This is a genomic window from Neorhizobium sp. LjRoot104 (assembly GCF_964253725.1).
GTDB lineage: Bacteria > Pseudomonadota > Alphaproteobacteria > Rhizobiales > Rhizobiaceae > Neorhizobium.
In genome coordinates, this window is sequence record NZ_CAXURS020000001.1 from 732403 (window position 1) to 747967 (window position 15565).

The following is a 15565-nucleotide window of genomic DNA, read 5'->3' on the forward strand; positions in this document are numbered from 1 at the left end:
CTCAGAGCGCCTATATCTCTCGTCATCCACCGCTTGGCTGACCTCCAGCCAAAATGACTGAAGAGAAGAAGGTAGCTTAAAACATGCGCAATATCGGACGTCCCTCCCTGAAGACCGTCTTGAAGACCACCACGGTTGCTGGTCTTGCCGCGGTCATGCTCTCGAGCGGCATCCCGGCTCAGATCACGCAGTCTTTTGCTGCTCCGGTCAGCGTCACCGCGCCGCAGGCCCCGAGCTTTGCCGATGTCGTTTCGGCCGTTTCCCCCGCCGTCGTTTCCGTCCGCGTCCAGTCGGATGCACAGCCGGTTTCCGATGACAGCAGCTCGTTCAGCTTCGGCGGCCGCGGCTTCGACCAGCTTCCCGATGACCATCCGCTGAAACGGTTCTTCCGTGAATTCGGTGGCCAGATACCGGGTGCTCCGGGCGAGCGCAACAACCGCAACCAGGATCGCGCCGACCGCAACGGCCCGCGCGGCCAGGACAGCAATCGTCCCCACCGCCTGCGCCCGGCGGCACAGGGCTCCGGGTTCTTCATCTCCGAAGACGGCTATGTCGTCACCAACAATCACGTCGTTTCGGATGGTTCGGCCTACACGGTCGTTTTGAATGACGGCACGGAACTTGAAGCCAAGCTGGTCGGCAAGGACAGCCGTACCGACCTCGCCGTGCTCAAGGTCGACGCCACCAGCCGCAAGTTCACCTACGTCAATTTCGCCGACGACTCGAAAGTCCGGGTCGGCGACTGGGTGGTTGCCGTCGGCAACCCGTTCGGCCTTGGCGGCACGGTCACCGCCGGCATCGTTTCGGCCCGCGGTCGCGACATCGGCTCCGGTCCCTATGACGACTACATCCAGGTGGATGCGGCCGTGAACCGAGGCAATTCCGGCGGCCCGACCTTCAACCTCTCCGGTGAAGTGGTCGGCATCAACACCGCGATCTTCTCGCCATCGGGCGGCAATGTCGGTATCGCCTTTGCGATCCCGTCTTCCACCGCCAAGGACGTCGTCGCCGACCTGATGAAGGACGGCAAGGTCGATCGCGGCTGGCTCGGCGTCCAGATCCAGCCGGTCACCCAGGACATCGCCGACTCGCTTGGCCTCAAGGAAGCGTCCGGCGCCCTCGTCGTTGCTCCGCAGGAAGGTTCTCCGGGCCAGAAGGCCGGCATCAAGGAAGGCGACGTCATCACCGCCGTCAACGGCCAGCCGATCAAGGATGCCCGTGATCTCGCCAAGCGCGTCGCGGCGTTCGGTCCGAACACCAAGGTCGAGGTCGATCTGTGGCGCGACGGCAAGGCGCAGAAGATCCCGGTCACGCTCGGCAACCTTCAGAGCGACGAAGCCTCGGCGGCCACGCCGAAAGAGCCCGACGCTCCGGCGCCTTCCAGCGACAAGGCGCTTGCCAGCCTCGGCATCACCGTCGCTCCGGCCGAGGACGGTTCCGGTCTCTCTGTCACCGATGTCGATCCGGACAGTGAAGCCGCTGCCCGCGGTCTGAAGACCGGCGAAAAGATCGTCTCGGTCAACAACCGCAAGGTCACCAGCGCCGCCGACGTCGGCAAGGTTCTCGACCAGGCCCGCAAGGACGGCCGCACCCGTGCGCTGTTCCAGGTGGCTGGTGAAAACAATGCCAGCCGCTTCGTTGCACTGCCGATCAACGAAGGCTGATTTCTGAAAAGCAGGTCGCAAGATCAGGGGCGCCGCCGGCAACGGCCGGCGCCCTTCTTCTTTCCATGGAGCGAGCGATGGAAACGGATACCCGATATTCAGCCGGCACGGCAGATTCCCGTAGTGCAAAGACCGGCGCGGACGCTATTGTCCCGCACATGAAGATTCTGGTGATAGAAGACGATCTGGAGGCGGCAGCCTACATGACCAAGGCCTTTCGCGAGGCCGGGATAGTGGTTGACCATGCAAGCGACGGCGAGAGCGGCCTGTTCATGGGAACCGAGAATTCCTACGACGTGATGGTCATCGACCGCATGCTGCCGCGCCGCGACGGTCTCTCCGTCATCAGCGAACTCAGGAAGCGCGGTATCAATGCGCCGGTGCTGATCCTTTCAGCGCTCGGCCAGGTGGACGACCGCGTGACCGGCCTGCGCGCCGGCGGCGACGACTACCTGCCAAAGCCCTACGCCTTTTCCGAGCTTCTGGCCCGCGTCGAGGTGCTCGGCCGCCGCAAGGGCACGCCGGAACAGGACATGGTCTACCGGGTCGGTGACCTGGAGCTTGACCGGCTGTCGCACGAAGTGAAGCGCGCCGGCAAGGAAGTGCTGCTGCAGCCGCGCGAATTCCGCCTGCTCGAATATCTGATGAAGAATGCCGGCCAGGTGGTGACCCGCACCATGCTGCTCGAAAACGTCTGGGACTATCACTTCGATCCCCAGACCAATGTCATCGACGTGCATGTCTCGCGGCTGAGATCGAAGATCGAGAAGGATTTCGAAAAGCCGCTGCTGAAGACCATCCGCGGCGCCGGGTACATGATCAAGGACGAGGGGTAAGCCGAGTTGCTGGCACGTGCCCGCCTGATGTTCCGCTCGACGGCCGTGCGGCTGTCGGCGCTCTATATCCTGCTTTTCGCCCTGTGTGCGGCCTTCCTGGTCATCTACGTGACGGCGATGTCCGAACGGCTGCTGGCGCAGCAGACGCGCCAGTCGCTGCAGGAGGAAGTGCAGGAGATACAGCGCGCCTACGAACGGGGCGGCATAAGCCTGCTCCTGCGGATGATGGAGCGGCGAGCCCGCCAGCCGGGCGCCAATCTTTATGTGATGGCCGGCCCCAACGGCGAGATGCTCGCCGGCAACGTCGCCGCGGTGCAGCCCGGCGTGCTCGACGAGCAGGGCTGGACGGACATTCCCTTCACCTATGAACCCTATACGGAAGTGGATCGCCGCGGCCGGCATCTGGCGACCGCCAACGTCATCCGCCTCGACAACGGTCTGCGGTTGCTGGTCGGCCGCGATCTCGGCGATCCGAGCCGGTTCCGCGGCATCGTGCGCCGGGCGCTGATGGTGGCACTGGCCATCATGGGCGTCGGGGCGCTGGTGATCTGGTTCGGCATCGGCCGCAATGCGTTGAAACGCATCGACCGGATGTCGGCGGCGAGCCAGAAGATCATGGCGGGCGACCTTTCGCAGCGCCTGCCGGTCGGCAAGTCCGGCGACGAATTCGACCGGCTGTCGGATTCGCTGAACGCCATGCTCGGACGCATCGAGAAGCTGAACGAAGGCCTGCGCCAGGTCTCGGACAATATCGCCCATGACCTGAAGACGCCGCTGACCAGGCTGCGCAACAAGGCGGCCGATGCGCTGGGCGAAGACCGTGCCGACGTGCGCCGCGCAGCCCTTGAAGGCATCATCGCCGAATCCGACCAGCTTATCCGCACCTTCAACGCGCTGCTGATGATCTCCCGCGTCGAGGCGGGTTCGATCGCGGCGGAAATGTCCGACGTCGATCTGTCGGCGATCTCCGCCGACAGTGCCGAACTCTACGAGCCGGCGGCGGAGGAGGCGGGTCTGTCGCTCACCACCGAACTCGAACCGGGTCTCGTGGTCAACGGCAACCGGGAGCTCATCGGCCAGGCGATCTTCAATCTCCTCGACAATGCCATCAAATATGCGTCCGAGGGAAGCCAAGCCCCGAGGATCGGTGTGAAGCTCGCCAGGAGGGACGGTACGCTCCGGCTTTCCGTTTGCGACAACGGCCCCGGCATTCCGGCCAACAAGCGCGGCGAGGTGACCAAGCGTTTCTTCCGCCTCGACGAAAGCCGCTCCAAGCCCGGTACCGGCCTCGGCCTGTCGCTGGTCGAGGCGGTGATGGAACTGCATGGCGGCTCGCTGGAACTCTCCGCCACCGACGAGACGAACACCGCAGCGCCCGGCCTGACGGTCACCATGGTCTTTCCCGTGCCGAAGCCCTAAGTTCCGACTCGTGAGGCTGCTGTTTGACTAGGGCGATGCCTCTCGCTCCCTCATTCCTGTGCTTGTCACAGGAATCCAGTCGGCCCAAGTCCTTGGGCTGAAAAGACTCCTCCGCGCCGCGGACGCGGCGCTGCTGGATCCCTGTGACAAGCACAGGGATGAGGAGGGAATGGCGTACGGCATGAGGGAGGGAAAGAATGGAGACCGGAAACCGGCTCGATACGGTCAGGGCGGGGGTGATCCGCCCGATGAACCAGACGGAAGCCAAGGCGGCAATGGCTGTCCTCAAGGATATCGGCAGGTCCGAACCTCCGGTCGCGGCACTGCTCGGCAAGGACAGCGCGCTAAAAGATTTCATCGTCGCGGCCTTCACCCTCTCGCCTTATCTGCGCGATACGGCGGCCATCTCGCCCGGGCTTCTGGTAACCGCGATCACGGAGCCGCTGGAGCCGGCGCTGGAAAAGCTGGTCGAGACGGCGCGACGGGCCTGGGAGAAAAAGGACGGCAAGGCGCCGTCCGAAAACGAGGTGATGACGGCGCTGCGTGCCGCCAAGCGGGCCTTGAGTTTCCTCGTCGCGCTCGCCGATCTCGCCCGCATCTTCTCCGCCAGGGACACGACGCGCTGGCTGAGCCTGTTTGCCGAAGCGTCGGTCGCAGCGACCATCGATCACCTTCTGGCCGCCGGCCACGAGAGTGGCAAGCTGAAGCTCGCAGACCTCGACGAACCGGCCAAGGGTTCGGGCCTGATCGTGCTCGGCATGGGCAAGCTCGGTGGCCGCGAGCTCAACTATTCCTCCGATATCGATATCGTCGTGTTCTTCGATCCTGAGACGGGGATACTGACCGATCCCCTCGATGGCTCGGAAGTCTACGGCCGGATGATGCGCCGCCTCATCCGTATCCTGCAGGAGCGCACGGCAGACGGTTACGTATTCCGCACCGACCTGCGCCTGCGGCCCGATCCCGGCTCCACGCCGCTCGCCGTTTCGCTCGATGCGGCGCTGATCTACTACGAGGGCAGGGGGCAGAACTGGGAGCGTGCGGCCTTCATCAAGGCGCGGCCGATCGCCGGCGATCTCGCCGCCGGTGAAAACTTCATGCGGCTGCTGACGCCCTTCGTGTTCCGCAAATATCTCGACTATGCGGCGATCGCCGACATTCACTCGATCAAGCGGCAGATCCATGTGCACAAGGGCCATGGCGCGATTGCCGTGAAGGGCCATGACGTCAAGCTCGGGCGCGGCGGCATCCGCGAGATCGAGTTTTTCGCCCAGACCCAGCAGCTGATCGCCGGCGGCCGCATGCCGCCCTTGCGGGCCCGCGAGACGGAGGTGGCGCTGAAAGCGCTCGCCGAGGCGAAATGGATCACGCCCGAGATAGCCGCCGAGCTGACCGAGGCCTACTGGTTCCTGCGCGATGTCGAACACCGTATCCAGATGGTGCGCGACGAGCAGACCCATAACCTGCCGGAAACCGATGCCGAGCTGAAGCGCATTGCCTTCATGCTCGGTTTTGCCGATGTCGCCGGTTTTTCCGCGAGGCTGGAAGAGGTGCTGCGCACCGTCGAGAAACGGTATGCCCGGCTCTTCGAGCAGGAGGCGAAGCTGACCAGCAGTGGCGGCAACCTCGTCTTTACCGGCCAGCAGGACGATCCGGGCACGCTGAAGACGCTGGCCTCGCTCGGCTTCGAGCGTCCGGCCGATATTTCCCGCGTCATCCGCACCTGGCACTACGGCCGCTACCGCGCGACCCAGTCGGCCGAGGCACGCGAGCGGCTGACCGAGCTGATGCCGGCGCTGCTGCAGGCGTTCGGCGAGAGCAAGCGCGCCGACGAGGCGCTGCTGCGCTTCGACAGCTTCCTGAAGGGCCTACCGGCCGGCATCCAGCTTTTCTCGCTGATCGGCAACAACCCGCCGCTGCTGGCGCTGATCGTCACGATCATGTCGTCTGCACCGCGGCTTGCCGATATCATCGCCTCCAAGCCGCATGTATTCGACGGCATGCTCGATCCCGGCCTGATGGCCGAACTGCCAACCCGCGACTATCTCTCCTATCGCCTGACCAACTTCCTGACCGGTGCCCGGCACTACGAGGAAAAACTCGACCGGTTGCGCATCTTTGCCGCCGAACAGCGGTTCCTGATCGGTATCCGGCTGCTGACCGGGGCGATCTCGGGTGCCCAGGCGGCCCGCGCCTTCACCCATCTCGCCGACCTCCTGATCGATGCCGCGCTGAAGGCGGTCGTCACGGAAATCCGCAGTGCCCATGGCCTTTATCCGGGCGGACGCGTCGCCGTCATGGGCATGGGCAAGCTCGGCAGTTTCGAGCTGACCGCCGGTTCCGACGTCGATCTCATCCTTCTCTACGACTACGATAGCGAGGCGATGGAAAGCGGGGGCGACAAGCCGCTGGATTCCACGCGCTATTTCACCCGCCTGACGCAGCGGCTGGTCGCAGCGCTTTCGGCGCCGATGGCCGAGGGGATTATCTTCGAGGTCGACCTGCGCCTCCGGCCCTCGGGCAACAAGGGGCCGGTCGCCACCCGCATCAACGCATTCGGCAAATACCAGCGCCAGGAGGCCTGGACCTGGGAACACATGGCTCTTACCCGCGCCCGGCTGATCTGCGGCGAGGAGAGCCTCGCCGTCGAGGCGAGGAGCCTTGTCAGCGAAGTGCTGTCGACCAAGCCTGATATTGCGAAGATCGCCAGGGATGTCGCCGAGATGCGCGAGCTGATCGACAAGGAAAAGCCGCCGCGCGATATCTGGGATTTCAAGCTGGTCCCCGGCGGCCTGATCGATATCGAGTTCATCGCCCAGTATCTGCGGCTGATCGCGCCAGCCAGGGGCGTGATGCTCGATACCTATGGTTTCAGCACGCAAGAGGCGCTGACGGCGCTCGGCGGGAAGCTGATGAAGCCGGGCGACCTCGATACCTGCATCGAAGCGCTACGGCTGTTCACCGAGCTTTCGCAGATCGTCCGGCTCTGCGTCGATGGGCCGTTCGATCCGGCTGATGCGCCTGCCGGGCTTGTCGAGCGCGTCTGCAGGGCGGGGGACTGCCCGGATATCAGGACGCTGGAAGGCGAGGTGAAGCGGCTCTCGAAGGCGGTGCGGGGGATTTTCCATTCGCTTGTCCGGACATGAGGGCGGCGGCACCCCTCATCCGGTGTCTGGTTCGGTGTTGCTGTGTTTCAGGCCACCCGCTTGCGACCCACCAGCATCGGCTGGTCGGGGATCAGCAGAGAAACGACCGTGCCTTCGCCGACCCGTGAACGGATCCGCATCTTGCCGCCGTGCAGGCCGATCAGCGACCGGGAAATGGCAAGCCCCAATCCCGAGCCGCCCTTGCTCTTGGCGTACTGGCTCTGCACCTGCTCGAACGGCTGGCCGATCTTGTTGAGCGCCTCCATCGGAATGCCGATGCCGGTATCGGCGATCGTCAGCAGAACTCCTTTTTCCAACTTGCGGGCACGCAGTTCGATCCTGCCGCCGTGGTTGGTGAACTTGACCGCGTTGGAGAGAATGTTGAGCATCACCTGCTTCAGTGCGCGGCGATCGGCCACCATGTTGAGGCTGTCGCAGAGGCGCTGATGGATGGCGATCTGCTTGTCCTGGGCCGAGATCGAGGTGAGGCGCAGGCTTTCTTCGATCAGCGGCTTCAGGTCGACCGCCTCGCACTGGATGCGCATGTGGCCCGCCTCGATCTTCGACATGTCGAGAATGTCGTTGATGACGTTGAGCAGGTGCTTGCCGCTGTCGTGGATATCCTTGGAATATTCCGAATATTTCGGCGAGCCGAGCGGTCCGAACATGCCGTTCGTCAGGATTTCCGAGAAGCCGAGGATCGCGTTGAGCGGGGTCCTGAGTTCATGCGACATGTTGGCGAGGAATTCCGACTTGGCCTTGTTGGCGGCCTCCGCACGGTCCTTTTCCGCCTGGTAATTGGCGTTGGCGATCGAAAGCTCGGATTTCTGGCGCTCCAGCTTCTTCTGCGAGGAGGAAAGGTCGCCGATCGTCGCCATCAGCCGGCGCTCGCTGTCGCGCAGCCGTTCCTGGTGGCGTTTCAGGAGCGTGATGTCGGTACCGACCGAGACCAGGCCGCCGTCGCGGGTGCGGCGCTCGTTGATCTGCAGCCAGCGCTCGTCGGCGAGCTGCACTTCCGTGGTGCGCGAAAGGCCGCTGCCGTCCGGATCGGCGACGCGGCGCTCGATGACCGGCCGGGCTGCGGCCGAATTGACGGCGTGACGCTCGGTGCCGGGCACCAGCACGCTGTCGGGCAGGCCGTAAGCCTGCTGGAAATGGGTGTTGCACATCACCAGGCGGTCGTTCTTGTCCCAGAGCACGAAGGCTTCGGACGTGCACTCGATCGCGTCCGCGAGGCGTTGGTCGGCTTCGGCGTAACGCTGGGCGAGGCGATGCTGTTCGGTCACGTCCATGGCGATGCCGATGACATGGGTGCGGCCCTGGCTGGTCTTCACCAGCTGGGCGCGGGCGCGCATCCACACGTAGTGGCCGGCCGCATGGCGCATGCGAAAGACCTGGTCGACCTGCTTGGCATTGCCGCGGCTGATGGCGCGGGCGAGCGCGTAGATGTTGCCGTCGGTCGGATGCATCATCCGGGCCGCATCGGTAAACGAGATGACGTTGCCGGCCGGCGGCAGGCCGAGCATCTCGTACATCGATCCCGACCAGAACAGGCGCCGGTTGCTGACGTCGAAATCCCACAGCCCGCAACGGCCGCGCGACAGCGCCGTCTCGATGCGCAGATTGGATTCGACGAAGGTCTCGTCGGCCTCGCGGGCGCGTTTCACCTGCATGTAATAGGCGTAGAGGATGACCAGCAGGATTGCTGAAATGCCGGTGAAGAGCGTGACATTCAGGGACACGTCGTGACGCCAGGCGAGATTGATGCTCTCCAGCGAATAGGCTGCCACGATCAGCACACCTTCGCTGCCGACCATCTCGATGGCCGCATAATGGGGAATTTCGCCGAAATAGGTTTCGATCACGCCGCTTTCGTCGCCGAACCGCCTGAGCGCCGCGGTTTCCGGCAGGACGGAGGTCAGGCGCCTGCCGATATAGCTGGCGGCCTGCTTGGTGCCGCCGAAGATCCGGCCGGTCTCGTCCACGAACAGGAAGAAGGCGTCCGCCTCCAGGCGTTCCTCCGGCAGAAAGGTACCAAGGCGTTTTTCCGCGGCGGCGCGGTCTCGACCTGTGAGTGCGGTCGCGTCGCCGGAGAAGGCAGCGCTCGCCGTGGCGGCCATCAGCGCCGTCGCCTGCCGGGCGGCATCTTCCATCCGCGTGTATTCGGAGACGATGCCGAGAATGCGCGACGCAGCGACGACGGTCAGGAATGCGATGATCAGAAGAGGGATAGAACGCTTGAGGACGAGCTCCACGCGGGGCAGCTGCCGCGCGATGGGCTTGACGGAGAGCCGCGCCTCGTCCGGGATAGCCCGACGCAAATTTCCAAGGCTCGGAAATTTAAGACGCAGCCGCCCCTCGGCCGCGGTTGCCCGCCGCACGTCCGACATGGTTTTCATGGTGTCCCTCATGGTGATTCGGCGCGCCGCTCGCCCGAATCTGCCTTAATGAATCATTAGTGATTCTTCGTGTCCAGAGGCTTGCTAAGATTTTTTTAACGATTTGATTCAATTGCGAATCGCAACGGTCCCGCAGGGGCGGCAAACCGGCCGTCTCAGGAGACGGCCGGGCGTTCGGAAAGGTTGGTGCGGGTGGCCGCGATCGAAATCACCGCCAGCGTGATGATTGCACCGCCATAGACATAGGCGGTATTGGAGAGGCCGAGCGTCGGAGCGATCAGTCCTGCGACAATCGCCGGGATCGAGAAGGCGAGATAGCTTTCCACCAGGAAGGCTGCAAACAGGCCGGCTCTTTCGTGGCTCTCTGCAAGCGGCAGGACGATCTTCAGAATGTTCGAAAAGATCGATCCGAAGCCGAGGCCGGCCACCGTCGTGCCGAGGAAGAGAAGCCCGACGGCCTGCAGATGCACGCCGGAAAGCGTGATCAGGACACCGATCATCAGCGCGGTCGTGCCGGTGGAGAGAACCCGCTGCGGCGCCCATTTGCGGAACACGAAGACCGAGGCGGTGGCGCTGAGCATCAGCGTCGCGACGACCGTGCCGCCGACAAACGGCGAGGTGATGCCGGTCGCGACCGCGACCAGCGTCGGCATCAGCGACAGATAAAAGCCCCCGAGCGCCCAGCCGGCGACATTGACCGGCGTAACCTTCAGAAGCGTCGCGCGGGCCCGCTGCGGCACGCTGATATGCGGACGCATGGCGGCGAGCGCCCCTGGCCGGCCGGTGATGGTCTCCGGCATGAAGGCAAGCGCGATGATGCCGCCCACGGTCACGATGAAAAGAAGCGCATAGATGAGGTGCGTCGGCGCGGGTGCGAAGGCGACGAGCGTGCCGCCGGCAAGCGTGCCGATCATCAGGCCGAGAAAGGCGGTGATGCTGTTGAGCATCGAGCCTCTGCGCTTGTCGGTATCGAGGATCGTCGCGCCGAAGGTCGGGAAGGCGATGCCGGTGGCAAAACCCTGGATGATACGGCCGATCAACAGCATCGTGCCGGATTCCGCCACCATGAAGACGATCAGTGCCACGGCGTTGAAGATCAGCGCCAGCAGGATCAGCGGGCGGCGTCCGAGATAGTCGGAAAGCCCGCCGACGGTCAGAAGTGCTGCGAGCAGCGCGAAGGCGTAGGAACCGAAGATCAGGGTGATCATCGCCGGCGAGAGATCGAAGAGCTCCTGGTAGAGATGGTAGAGCGGCGTCGGCGCGCTGCTGGTCGCGGAGATCAGGACCGCGCCGAGGAAACTGTAGACCGTCATCCGAAGGGCTGACGGCGAAGGGGAGGAGGGAAGGATATTGCTCATGGCGGTTCACCTTAACGCAATTTCTTAGCGTTAGTCGCATGTAGTTGCATTCCCCAATTAATGCAATATCTTTGCATTAAGAAATTTCATGTTCCCGGCGACGTGCCGGCAAGGAGAACAGATGGCCAGGGAAATGGTGCGCCAGGGCGGGCGCAGTGCCCGCATTCAGGCGGAAGTGCACCGCACCGTCCAGGATCTGCTGAAGACCATGGATCGCGGCGAGATCACGGTGCCGATGATTGCGGAAAAGTCCGGCGTGACACCATCGACCATCTATCGTCGTTGGGGCGATCTATCGGAACTCCTGGCGGATGTCGCGGTGGCGCGCATGCGGCCGATCGCCGACCCGGAAGACACCGGCGCGATGGAAAGCGACCTGGAAGCCTTCATTCTCCAGTATGCGGAGGAAATGTCATCCAAGGTCGGACGCTCGATGCTGGCGGACGTGCTGGGCAGTATGGAAGGCGAGGCGGCGGGCCGCTGCTGCCAGTTCACCTACGATCACCTGGAGACCCTGCGCGAGCGCGCCTTGGGCAGGGGCGAGGCGGCCTTCGACGTGAAAGAAGCGATCGACTTCGTCGTCGCGCCGATCATCTACCACATCCTGTTCGGTGATCGCGAGGTTTCACCGGATTACTGCCGGTCGCTCGTAGGGCGGTTTTTCAGGAGGTGACTTAGCCGGGAAATGAAGCGCCGACATTCCCCGCCGTCATGCTCGGGCCTGTCCCGAGCATCTGTAACGGTCAAATCCGTCGAAACGGCTTAGTTCCTCGGCAAGGCCGGGGATGACGCGGAGCAAGATTACGTAAAGTCTCCGCGTCTCTTCAACTCAACCCTTCAGCATTCGCTCGACGATGTCGCGCACGTCGGTCGAAAGCGTTGCAGACTGTTCGATCGTGCTTAACGCCGCGCGGGCATGATCGGCGCGCTGGGGTTCGAGCGATTGCCACGAACGCATCGAGGTCAGGATACGGGCGGCGAGCTGGGGATTGCGCGGATCGATCGCCAGGATCTGCTCGGCCAGGAACCGGTAGCCCTCGCCATCGGCGCGGTTGAAGCCGGTCGGGTTGCCGAAGGCGAACGTGCCGATCAGAGAACGGACCCGGTTCGGATTGGTGGCGATGAAACGCGGGTTTTCCATCAGCGCCTTGACGCGGGCAAGCGCGCCCGCACCCGGAATGGTCGCCTGGGTCGAGAACCACTTGTCGACGACAAGCGCGTTGCCGTCGAAGCGGGCGAGGAACGTGGCGAGCGCATCTGCCGTTTCCGGCGCGTCAGGGAAACGATGGGCGAGCACCGCCAGCGCCTGGGCAAGGTCGGTCATGTTGTCGGCGGATGCGAAGGCCGCGGCCGCGCGGGCCGGCGTTCCTTCCGCGTAGGTCAGATAGGACAGTGCGGAGTTGCGCAGCGAGCGCATGCCCGCACTTGCCGCATCCGGCGTAAAGGCGCCCTTGACCTTCATATCCTCGAACAGGCGCAGGAAGGTCTTGGTTCCGGCCTTGGCAATTTCCGAAAGAATGGCGTTGCGGCCGGCATGGATCGCATCCGGATCGTTGTTGCCGCCGAGTTCACGGGCGATGTCGGCCTCGCTCGGCAGCGTCAGCGCCTGGGCGCGGAAGGCCGGCTCCAGCGTCTCGTCTCCGGCGGCTTCGATAAGGGCGGTGACGAAGGCCGGATCGCAGGTGATGGCCTTGCCTTCGCGGGCGTCGCGGGCCGCCTGCATCAGGTTCGGCAGCGCAAGATCGGTCAGCGCCTGCCAGCGGGCGAAGAGATCGGTATCGTGGCGGGCGATATGGGCGAGAGCGGCCGGCGTCTGGTCGAGATGCAGGTTGATCGGCGCCGAGAACGACCGGTTGAGCGACAGCACCGGACGGGAGGAAATGCCCGAGAAGGTAAAGGTCTGCCGGCGTTCGGTCAGGTGCAGCACGTCGCCGGTGACCTCGCCGCCAGCGACCTTGGTCGGCACTGCTGCCGAACCGTTGTCGAGGATCAGCGCGAAGGAGAGCGGGATATGCATCGGCTCCTTGGCCGTCTGGCCAGGGGTCGCCGGGATCATCTGTTCCAGCGACAGCTTGAAGGTGCCGCTTGCCTGGTCGTAGTCGCTCGACACGGTGACGAGAGGCGTGCCGGCCTGGTGGTACCAGAGCGAGAACTGGGTCAGGTCGCGGCCGCTCGCATCCTCGAACGACTTGACGAAATCCTCGACCGTCGCCGCCTGTCCGTCATGGCGCTCGAAATAGAGGTCCATGCCCGCCTTGAAATCGTCACGCCCCAGAAGCGTAGCGATCATGCGGGTGACTTCCGAACCTTTTTCATAGACGGTCGTCGTGTAGAAATTGTTGATCTCGCGGTATTTGGTCGGGCGGACCGGATGCGCCAGCGGGCCTGCGTCTTCCGGGAACTGCTCCGATTTTAGGTGCCGGACTTCCGCGATGCGCTTGACGGCGCGCGAACGCTGGTCGGCGGAAAACTCGTGGTCGCGATAGACCGTCAGGCCTTCCTTCAGGCAGAGCTGGAACCAGTCGCGGCAGGTGATGCGGTTGCCGGTCCAGTTGTGGAAATATTCGTGGGCGATGATCGCCTCGATATTCGCATAATCCTGGTCGGTCGCCGTTTCCGGGTCGGCCAGCACGTATTTGTCGTTGAAGACGTTGAGGCCCTTGTTCTCCATGGCCCCCATGTTGAAGTCCGACACGGCGACGATCATGAAGATGTCGAGGTCGTATTCGCGGCCGAACCGCTCCTCGTCCCATTTCATCGAGCGCTTCAGCGCGTCCATGGCATAGGCCGCGCGGGCTTCCTTGCCATGTTCGACATAAATCTTCAGCGTCACCTCGCGCTCGGACATGGTGACGAACTTGTCTTCCACCACGCCGAGATCGCCGGCGACCAGCGCGAACAGGTAGCTCGGCTTCGGATGCGGGTCGAACCAGGCGGCGAAAGCGCGGCCTTCATCGTAACCGGCGCCGCCCAGGAAATTGCCGTTCGACAGCATGACCGGGTTGGCGGCCTTGTCGCCGATGATGGTGATCGTATAGGGCGCCAGCACGTCCGGCCGGTCGGGGAAATAGGTGATGCGGCGGAAGCCTTCCGCCTCGCACTGGGTGCAGTAGACGCCGTTGGTCCGATAGAGGCCCATCAACTGGGTGTTGGCTTCCGGATTGATGAAGGTGGTGACCGTGATTTCGAAAGGAGATTCGGCCGGCAGGTCGCGAATCGTCAGGCTTTCCGGCGTCGCATCATACTGCGCCGCGGGAACCTCGTTCTGGTCGAGCAGCAGCCCGGACAGCGTCAGTTCGTCGCCATCCAGCACCAGTGGCGCGGACGGATCGACGCCTTCGCGCCGGTGAAAGATCAGCCGCGCATCAACCTTCGTATTGGTAGGGTCGAGCTCGAAGGTCAGATCGACGCGTTCCAGGACGAAGTCGGTGGGGCGGTAATCTGCCAGATGAACGATCTGGCCCGTATCTGTTCGCATGTTGCTTCCTGAACCGGCTCTTCAAATTGGTATCGGGAGCTTCGCAGCATTCCCGGACTGGCACACACCCGTCGCCGCGCGGATAATTACACGCAATGCTAAACGATTGTTGAAACTTTGGCTAAAATAAAGCTCGATTTCATTCTGGTATATGTCGCGTAATCTTTCATTGGGTCACGGATATTGATCGACCTATCATCAGTTTTGATCCCCTTCACGGCACTTTTCCGTTACTTTGCCGTCAAACTGAATCTCCCCGGATCGTCTCCCCAAACCGTCCCGTCAGTGCGGGCCGGATTTCCGCCAAAATCCCCATGAGTTGTTGATGGCCGCCGATGCCCTGAATCCCCTGCGTGGGATCATGTTCAAAGTCACCTCCGTGGTGATCTTCGTGATGATGCAGACCTGTATCAAATCGGCAGGTCCCGACATCCCGGCGGGGCAAATCACCTTCTACCGTTCCGCCTTCGCGCTCGTGCCGATCATGGTCTACCTCGCCTTCCAGGGCGAGTTGCGCGGCGCTTTCCACACGAACAGCCTGACCGGCCATGTTAAGCGCGGCTTTCTCGGCATTCTTTCGATGGTCTTCGGCTTTTACGGCCTGGTGCACCTGCCGATGCCGGATGCGATCGCGATCGGTTATTCCTCGCCGCTTTTGGCCGTCGTCTTCGCGGCGATCTTCCTCAAGGAGACGGTGCGCATCTACCGCTGGACGGCGGTCATGGTCGGCATGGTCGGAGTGGTGATCATCTCCTGGCCGAAGCTCACCATGTTCGAACAGGGCGGTATGGGGTCGGAACAGGCGATTGGCGCTGCCTCCGTCATCCTCTCGGCGGTGCTGGCCGGTTTTGCGATGATCCAGACTCGCCAATTGGTACGCACCGAAAAGACCGCGACGATCGTCCTCTATTTCTCGCTGTCGGGGGCGCTGTTTTCGCTGCTCAGCCTGCCTTTCGGCTGGACCGACATGACGATGCCGGAAAAGCTATTCCTGATAGGCTCCGGGTTCTGCGGCGGCGTCGGCCAGATTTTGTTGACCGAGAGCTATCGCAACGCGGATGTCTCGACGGTCGCACCGTTCGAATACACCTCGATCCTGCTCGGGATCTGCATTGCCTATGTACTGTTCGGGGATGTGCCGACGACGACCATGCTGGTCGGAACCGCAATTACCGTATCGGCGGGGATTTTCATCATCTACCGCGAGCACCAGCTGGGTCTCGAGCGGAAGGCGGCGCGCAAGGCCTCGCCGCCCGGGGCTTGAT

At 63.3% G+C, this 15565-nt stretch carries 9 protein-coding genes; 6 read left to right on the forward strand and 3 right to left on the reverse strand.

From position 1 onward, the window contains the following. Positions 1 to 83 precede the first annotated feature (83 nt). The 4 genes from ACSQ8R_RS03720 (at position 84) to ACSQ8R_RS03735 (ending at position 7065) form a co-directional block, all read left to right on the forward strand. Positions 84 to 1664: a Do family serine endopeptidase gene (locus tag ACSQ8R_RS03720; protein WP_436252153.1), complete on the forward strand. Its 1581-nt coding sequence runs from the start codon at positions 84 to 86 to the stop codon at positions 1662 to 1664. A 158-nt stretch (positions 1665 to 1822) separates the two neighbouring features. Beyond that, on the forward strand, positions 1823 to 2500 hold the full coding sequence (locus tag ACSQ8R_RS03725; RefSeq protein ID WP_037081175.1) for a response regulator transcription factor: 678 nt from the start codon (positions 1823 to 1825) through the stop codon (positions 2498 to 2500). A 27-nt stretch (positions 2501 to 2527) separates the two neighbouring features. After that, on the forward strand, positions 2528 to 3919 hold the full coding sequence (locus tag ACSQ8R_RS03730) for a sensor histidine kinase (protein ID WP_436255368.1): 1392 nt from the start codon (positions 2528 to 2530) through the stop codon (positions 3917 to 3919). A gap of 197 nt (positions 3920 to 4116) precedes the next feature. Then, a complete protein-coding gene (locus ACSQ8R_RS03735; protein ID WP_436252154.1) occupies positions 4117 to 7065 on the forward strand; it encodes a bifunctional [glutamine synthetase] adenylyltransferase/[glutamine synthetase]-adenylyl-L-tyrosine phosphorylase in 2949 nt (982 codons plus the stop codon). Between the two features lie 47 nt (positions 7066 to 7112). On the opposite strand, the gene ACSQ8R_RS03740 is transcribed toward ACSQ8R_RS03735, so the two are convergent. Beyond that, positions 7113 to 9455, reverse strand: a complete 2343-nt coding sequence (locus ACSQ8R_RS03740; protein ID WP_436255370.1) for a PAS domain-containing sensor histidine kinase — start codon at positions 9453 to 9455, stop codon at positions 7113 to 7115. Positions 9456 to 9619: 164 nt separating this feature from the next. Further along, positions 9620 to 10822 carry an MFS transporter gene (locus ACSQ8R_RS03745; RefSeq protein WP_436252155.1) on the reverse strand — a complete coding sequence of 401 codons (1203 nt, stop codon included), beginning with the start codon at positions 10820 to 10822 and terminating at the stop codon, positions 9620 to 9622. Between the two features lie 121 nt (positions 10823 to 10943). Here ACSQ8R_RS03745 and ACSQ8R_RS03750 point away from each other — a divergent pair, with 121 nt between their 5' ends. Then, positions 10944 to 11495 carry a TetR-like C-terminal domain-containing protein gene (locus tag ACSQ8R_RS03750; protein WP_436252156.1) on the forward strand — a complete coding sequence of 184 codons (552 nt, stop codon included), beginning with the start codon at positions 10944 to 10946 and terminating at the stop codon, positions 11493 to 11495. A 156-nt stretch (positions 11496 to 11651) separates the two neighbouring features. On the opposite strand, the gene pepN is transcribed toward ACSQ8R_RS03750, so the two are convergent. Continuing rightward, positions 11652 to 14300, reverse strand: a complete 2649-nt coding sequence (pepN, locus tag ACSQ8R_RS03755) for an aminopeptidase N (protein WP_436252157.1) — start codon at positions 14298 to 14300, stop codon at positions 11652 to 11654. Between the two features lie 325 nt (positions 14301 to 14625). Here pepN and ACSQ8R_RS03760 point away from each other — a divergent pair, with 325 nt between their 5' ends. Further along, positions 14626 to 15564, forward strand: a complete 939-nt coding sequence (locus ACSQ8R_RS03760; RefSeq protein ID WP_436252158.1) for a DMT family transporter — start codon at positions 14626 to 14628, stop codon at positions 15562 to 15564. Position 15565 lies beyond the last annotated feature (1 nt).

Coding starts and splice junctions, on each gene's coding strand:
- ACSQ8R_RS03725 (WP_037081175.1), top strand. CDS start 1,823: ATGAAGATTCTGGTGATAGAAGACGATCTGGAGGCGGCAGCCTACATG.
- ACSQ8R_RS03760 (WP_436252158.1), top strand. CDS start 14,626: ATGGCCGCCGATGCCCTGAATCCCCTGCGTGGGATCATGTTCAAAGTC.
- ACSQ8R_RS03750 (WP_436252156.1), top strand. CDS start 10,944: ATGGCCAGGGAAATGGTGCGCCAGGGCGGGCGCAGTGCCCGCATTCAG.
- ACSQ8R_RS03730 (WP_436255368.1), top strand. CDS start 2,528: ATGTTCCGCTCGACGGCCGTGCGGCTGTCGGCGCTCTATATCCTGCTT.
- pepN (WP_436252157.1), bottom strand. CDS start 14,300: ATGCGAACAGATACGGGCCAGATCGTTCATCTGGCAGATTACCGCCCC.
- ACSQ8R_RS03735 (WP_436252154.1), top strand. CDS start 4,117: ATGGAGACCGGAAACCGGCTCGATACGGTCAGGGCGGGGGTGATCCGC.
- ACSQ8R_RS03720 (WP_436252153.1), top strand. CDS start 84: ATGCGCAATATCGGACGTCCCTCCCTGAAGACCGTCTTGAAGACCACC.
- ACSQ8R_RS03745 (WP_436252155.1), bottom strand. CDS start 10,822: ATGAGCAATATCCTTCCCTCCTCCCCTTCGCCGTCAGCCCTTCGGATG.
- ACSQ8R_RS03740 (WP_436255370.1), bottom strand. CDS start 9,455: ATGTCGGACGTGCGGCGGGCAACCGCGGCCGAGGGGCGGCTGCGTCTT.